Source organism: Sporosarcina luteola (genome assembly GCF_023715535.1).
Classification (GTDB): Bacteria; Bacillota; Bacilli; order Bacillales_A; family Planococcaceae; genus Sporosarcina; species Sporosarcina luteola_B.
The window spans coordinates 24,085-30,249 of the sequence record NZ_JAMBOI010000019.1 but is presented as its reverse complement, the minus strand read 5'-3'; the positions used below and the strand labels follow the sequence as shown (position 1 = coordinate 30,249).

Genomic DNA, 6,165 nt, shown 5'->3' with positions numbered 1-6,165 from the left:
GGTTATTGCACCAGCCTTGCCTATATTCTAAGATGAATGGGGTTGGTTCCTGATTTAACTATCAACTTAATATACACAATCTGAAGGCTCAGCCTTTTTTAAAAAAAGCTTTTTCTGAGTCTCTTTTATTGTGCGATTTTATAGATTTTGAGCGTTTTTTAATTTTCATGGGAGTTGAACAAGATACCATCAACTGTTTGATAATGACTTCAGCATATTTATCCCTGCAATCTCAAATCCGAGCTCTTCGTACAGCTTACGAGCCCCTGTATTACTCCCGAACACATGAAGTTTAAAATAATAAATTTCTTTTTGTTGTAAGAACCTCTCTAAGCTTTTCATAGTTTCTGTCCCAAAACCTTTTCCCCTATGTTCTTCAAAAATGAAAATTTCATAAAGAAATGCACTTTTCTTCTCTTCTTCAACTTTTAACCAAATAAAGCCTATTACCTGTTCACCTCTTTGTATATTAAAAAGATGATGATTAGAGGTTTCTATTCCTTTTGGAAGAAGATTATTTAACTGTTTACGTGCTTTAGAAAAGGGTTCTTCGCTATCTACCTCATGTACATTTTCAGATAGAACATCACTATATCTCTCAACCTTATCTTCGAAATAAGTGGTGAATTCTTTTTCTGACATTTTCTTTAATACTATGTTCATTTTACTCCCCCTATATGAATGACTTTTATAAATAACTATACTTCATGCTCAACTAAACTCCCTCTATAAACATTGAAGTATCAACGGTTACATCACTTCGTGATGTGAGGAAAAATTTTTTTTACTTATAAATAAACATAGATTTGAAGATATTGTTTTTATTACCAAGTCGAGAGTACGCTTCGCGAAAACTAATGGAAAACATTAGCTTTTCTTACCCATTTATTTGATGCACAATGGATCTCTGCGTTGCTTATGATGACGTACCCTCCCATGTCTCTTAGCGTCGGTGCGCTTACATTCCTTCGTTCGGTCTACTCATAAGGCAGAGGCCTGCTAAGCTGCACCCGGGACTCTTGGTCTTAGTGTTAGTACTGTGCTGGCTTCTCCGTGTCATCCTTCTTGTCATAGATAGATTGATTTGGAATGTCCTACGCTGTCGTTGCGAGACAATGGAGATCGTTCATCATATGCCGTTCATCGAAATGAACTTTCTTTTTACAAATTCCATATAACACTTTCAGTAATTTACCGCATAGCACGACCATCGATTGTTTTCCCCGTAGGGGATTTTGTTGGCGCGTCGTGTAGTATTCATGAAGCCGTTTAAACGCTTCGTTGTGCCTGATTAGTGGAACGATGACTTTAAATAGTACGCTCCTTAACCTCTTCCGGCCTCGTTTCGAGATCTGTTTCCGCCCCTGATGTTGGCCGGATGAATTTTCACGTAATGTCAATCCCGCGAGTTTGATGAGTTGGCGTGGATCTTCATAATGTGAAAAGCTACCGACTTCAGAGAGTAGATCAACGATTGTAGCATCCCCTAAGCCGGGTACAGTGGAGAGGTATACATACTCTCCTGTAGACTTAGCCAACTCGGCTAATTGGCTATTTACTTCTTCTATTTCTTCCTCTAACAATCGGTACTGACGGATGAGCGTGGCAATTTCGAATCGTGCCATCTGCGATCCTTCCGTCACCCCGATAGATTGGTTGGCTACATCAACCAGAAGTCTTGCCTTTGGTAATTGCGGCGCTCTCATCCCCTCTACCTGCCGGTAGAGAAAGACTAACTCTTCAGCTGTTTTCCCTACGATGTCCTGTGGCAAAGGTGTTTTCTCAAGTGTAGCGAATGCCATCTTCCCGAAGGTCGGATAGACCTGTGTAAACTCCGGGAAGTACCGATCAAGCCAGCGAATGATCCGGTTCTTGAGGCTCGACAAATCCTCTGTAAGCTTTGAACGAAGGGTAGAGCCAATCCGCAGCTCCGCCTCAATATCCTTTAGGATGCGGGGATAGCTGAAACGCCCGTCCTTCATGAGCCGAGCAATGACGACTGCATCTTTCTTATCGTTCTTCGTCTGTAAGTTGTCATCCAGTTCCTTTGACCGCTTGACGTGTAATGGGTTGACCATTACAAGCGGGATTCCATAGGAATCCAAGAAATATGCAAGGTTCATCCAATAGTGGCCGGTAGGCTCAATCCCAACGATAACATCAGTTTTTTCATGTACTTTCATAGCACGAAGCACATTTTGATATAATGCTTCAAATCCTTCTCTGGATTGATGTACGGCAAAAGCTTTCTCAAGTACACGTCCGCGTTCATCTACAAAGCATGCGTAATGAGTACTCTTAGCGATATCCATGCCGACAATTAATGTGTTTTCAGTTATTTGATTTAGCTTTTCATTCCACTTAGAATACATAGAGTAGTCCTCCTGTTAGATGATGGGTCAATTCCACGTTGACACTCAGCATCATACAAGAGGGCTCTTTTTCTTTCAAGATGGTGCAAATCCTTCAAACAGGAATGCTGCACCGTTAGTTGAGAAAATCATTTCACAATCTTTAATTTATTTTAGCATAGATTTCTCATTTTCCTTCTATATTCTTCTAACCAATATCCAATTAGCAAGCGTTCTAACAACGGAATTAACAAAGGCGTATAAATTTATGCGCTCTTGCTAATTCCTGTGCCAATTGTTGTGCCAATTCGACCATAAAAAGCATCCAAATGTAGATATAACAACAAAAACAGGGACGTCAATTCCTCTGCGAATTGCGTCCCCAAACACTGTGCTTTTTACTGTTTTCTCCCCATCAACCGAACCCGTTATAGTTAAAGTACAGTTTTTCAGCAAAAAAGCCCATCCACTAGGTGCACTTAATTGTAGTTATAATTCACTTGACCGATTTAGAGATTTTTCCACTGAATATAGCTGTCCAACCATTTCCAGAAGCCATAGCTTCCGCTTGCAACAATTTTAGAGACCCTATGTACGGTTCTCCTTCAATATCTTCTTCGTAATCATATTTTTCTTTTGTTTCTTTTATTTTCTCGAACTCTTGATAGTACACTACAACCGTTCTATTTTTATTGTTTGGGTTATCTTCGCTATGATCTGGAAAAAGAACGACCTTACCATTCTTGTATAAAGTGTCTGTAACAGAAATTACGTCTCCACTTTGGTAAATCAACTCTGAAACGGGTGTAGTTGAGCTGTCTGTGTAAGATAACCTGTTTTCTGAAGCAAAAGCGTTCGAAAAAGCAGCAAAAACAAACCCTGCTGCAATCACTGATATAGAAATCCCCTTTTTCATTTCCATCACCTCTCTTCTTTGTAGTTAACCTATTCAACAAAAAGGACTAAACTCCTTTAATGGATTGTCATAAAAACCCTTTTTGTTCATTCAACTAATCTGCTTCGTTAGTTCAATAAGACCCTGACCTAAATGAAATACCCCTGGAAGTATACATTAGTTATCCTTCAATTTTACCGTAGGGCGTATAAAGGATCCAAGAACTGTGAAGAAAACTCCAACAGAAATCATTATGCGAAATATAATTATTGATTCCAGATAACCTAGTGGATAAAGCGAGGAGCTTGCTAATATACCTAAACAAAAAAACTTATACCAATGCCAATTTGCGATCTACTCATTGCCTTGCACCCCTTTTAGAGAAAACACTCTAATGTTGATCTTTTTCTTCAACTAAACTGCTGCGTTAGTTTAATAAGAAAAAAGGCTTTACTCCTGCCTGAAGTAAAGCAACCATTAGCTAAAGTTTTGTTTTTTGTAAAATTACTCTGTCATTTGTGTTCTTCAAAGTAATCAGATTTAAAAAAGGGATTAACTCTAATTTCCCTTAAAAAGTATTTTATTGATGTATGCTTATTTAAGTATTCTCGTTTAGGTATTAACACTTCTCTTTTCAAAAGCTCGTGTAGTTCCTTGTCAATTTCAATAGTTGAATAAGCATACTTCCTAATATTTTCTTCTTCAATCCGAATTAAAAATAAAATGATATATTCATACATACTAGGGAGATCACTTTCAATTTGCTGGTGATGCTCTATGAATGCCTTAATAAACTCTTCCAAATAAGATTCTCTATCTAAAAACGGAAAACTACAAAGGCTATACCAATTTCCTAAATACACTGTAAATACAGCAACCGCATAGCGACGCGTTTCCTTATCTGAAGCACCAAAATAATCGTAATACGCTTCTTTTTCAAAGCTTTGGCCTGTATCAAAATAACCGATTTCGATTCCCTCGAGTCCTCTTTTTACTTTTTCAATAATCTCATTTGACACGAAGAACCCCCAATCTCACACTCATTTATCACCTTGATATTTCCGTTGAAACTTCATCTCTTTATTGCACTAACCTGCTGCGTTAGTTAAAGTGGAAAATTTCACAATTCTTAACTTCATTTTACCATAAATCTTACAACACAGATAAATTTATTTAGCGTCTCCTGTTTGGTTGCAAATTTATGTGCTAACTAATGTTTTATATCCAAGTATTGATGTAGTAACAAAAAAAGGAGACACTAATTCATAAGTGAATTGTGTCTCCGGATAGATTGTTATTAAATGTTTACTCCCCATCAAACGACCCATAACCAATAATGATCAGCTTTCATTCCTTCAAGATTATTTCTCTCATATATTAAAGGCTTTAAAGCTACCTTCGTCATTCAAATCTGGAATCACTATAACTTCATCAGAAAAATGCTGAACGGTCCCTGCATCGGTCCCCAACACAAGAGAAAGCACATTAAAATCCATATTCTCCTTCTTCCGGTTAAACGATTTGATAAACGAATCTTTTAGGCTGTCCTCCCCGTCTGTGATAAAAATGAGATCAGATCGCTTGAATTTGCTGTCCTCGATAATTGATATTGCTTTAGTTAATGGTAGGTTGAAATCTGTTCCTCCACTTAAAAATGTTTGTGCTAATTCAATCAAGTCTTCGGTTTTTATTTTGCCTTTCTCATACACTTTTACAACAGTAAGAGTTGAAAACAAGACCAAGCAAAAATCCCTTTTCTGCTTTTTAGCAATGGATAATAACGCAAGCGCAAATCCTTTGGATTGAGAATCAAGTTTACGCATACTACCTGATTGATCTAGGCAGAGAACGATAGGGCCTTTACCAAGGGAATCTTTTCCACTTTGTTCAAACATCATCGTTTGTTTCTCAGCAAATCGCCTCAAGAAGTCAGTTTTGGTTGCAGGGTGCCTGTACAAGCCCAGTTCAATCGGCAATAACCTTTCAATAACATCTCCTGTGATCACACCTGTACTCTCGATGCCTTCAGCGTGTTTTGACTTCTGTTTTTTGATGGCTATCTGTTTAAAACGTCCAGCCCATTCAGCGATTTCCGATATTCTTTTATCTGCGGCAATTCTTTCAGCCAAGGATATCTGGTCACGAAGAGGTACCCTTTTCAGTTCAGCTTCACCACTCCCGGAAACTACGCCACCTATCAAAGATTTAAGGTTGGCTTTCACTTGCCTCGTTTCTTGTACAGCTTGAGACATTTGCTCTGAAAAACTGTGACTATTGTTTTGCAGCGTTTGCTGTAACTGACTGTCTAACCCAGCCATTGCTTGCGTTAGATCAGATTGCAACTGCTCATTCCCATTTCCGACCCCTTCCTGCTGTTCCCGTTTTTCAAGTTGCCTTTGCATCGCTTGAATTTCCTGAATCTTTTTTCTAAGTTCACTATCCTGCATCTTTTGGTCAGCCAACCATTGATTCGTCTTCTCTCCAAATTTCACGGTGCCAATGGCTGAAGATAAATCATCCAGTCGGGTGAAGCTACGATAGTATTCGAATGATTCATCCGCCATGATTCTCTCCATCAATGATTTATTGACTTTGAGATCGTCAGAAACCTCTTCTTCCTTGATTTCCGGTTTCATCTTATATAGAGAAGCCCATATGTCAGCCAATAAAGGTTCAAAGGTTGGCAACTCCCCTTCATCTCTTACCTTCTGGATTCCTTGGGACATACTATAAATCTCATTAAAACGTCTTTTATCATAAGCGTCAGTATTTAATACCGAGCGGTTTTCTATACTTGTCGTCATTCCCGTCACATTGAACACTTCCCTTCAGACAATTAAAAGATGCCGAAGGAATACCCTCGACATCTAATTTACTTCCTTCAGTTCTTAAATACGGCATCGTATCTCTTCTATTAAT

General features: G+C 38.4%; 5 protein-coding genes. All 5 read right to left on the bottom strand.

Features of this window, described 5'->3' with window-relative positions; all coding sequences use genetic code 11:
* Window positions 1-189 precede the first annotated feature (189 nt).
* On the bottom strand, window positions 190-663 hold the full coding sequence (locus M3191_RS17765) for a GNAT family N-acetyltransferase (protein ID WP_251701668.1): 474 nt from the start codon (window positions 661-663) through the stop codon (window positions 190-192).
* Between the two features lie 431 nt (window positions 664-1,094).
* Window positions 1,095-2,372: an IS110 family transposase gene (locus M3191_RS17760; RefSeq protein WP_251701667.1), complete on the bottom strand. Its 1,278-nt coding sequence runs from the start codon at window positions 2,370-2,372 to the stop codon at window positions 1,095-1,097.
* 475 nt (window positions 2,373-2,847) lie between these two features.
* Window positions 2,848-3,267: a hypothetical protein gene (locus tag M3191_RS17755; RefSeq protein ID WP_251701666.1), complete on the bottom strand. Its 420-nt coding sequence runs from the start codon at window positions 3,265-3,267 to the stop codon at window positions 2,848-2,850.
* A gap of 491 nt (window positions 3,268-3,758) precedes the next feature.
* The gene (locus tag M3191_RS17750; RefSeq protein WP_251701665.1) at window positions 3,759-4,265 is read right to left on the bottom strand and encodes a hypothetical protein; all 507 of its coding nucleotides are present in this window, start codon (window positions 4,263-4,265) and stop codon (window positions 3,759-3,761) included.
* 351 nt (window positions 4,266-4,616) lie between these two features.
* Window positions 4,617-6,050 (bottom strand): VWA domain-containing protein, encoded by a 1,434-nt coding sequence (locus M3191_RS17745; protein WP_251701671.1) that lies wholly within the window; start codon window positions 6,048-6,050, stop codon window positions 4,617-4,619.
* Between the last annotated feature and the right edge of the window lie 115 nt (window positions 6,051-6,165).

Bases quoted from the DNA above. Each gene is read 5' to 3' on its own strand.
- M3191_RS17765 (WP_251701668.1), bottom strand. From the start codon at position 663: ATGAACATAGTATTAAAGAAAATGTCAGAAAAAGAATTCACCACTTAT.
- M3191_RS17755 (WP_251701666.1), bottom strand. From the start codon at position 3,267: ATGAAAAAGGGGATTTCTATATCAGTGATTGCAGCAGGGTTTGTTTTT.
- M3191_RS17745 (WP_251701671.1), bottom strand. From the start codon at position 6,050: ATGACGACAAGTATAGAAAACCGCTCGGTATTAAATACTGACGCTTAT.
- M3191_RS17760 (WP_251701667.1), bottom strand. From the start codon at position 2,372: ATGTATTCTAAGTGGAATGAAAAGCTAAATCAAATAACTGAAAACACA.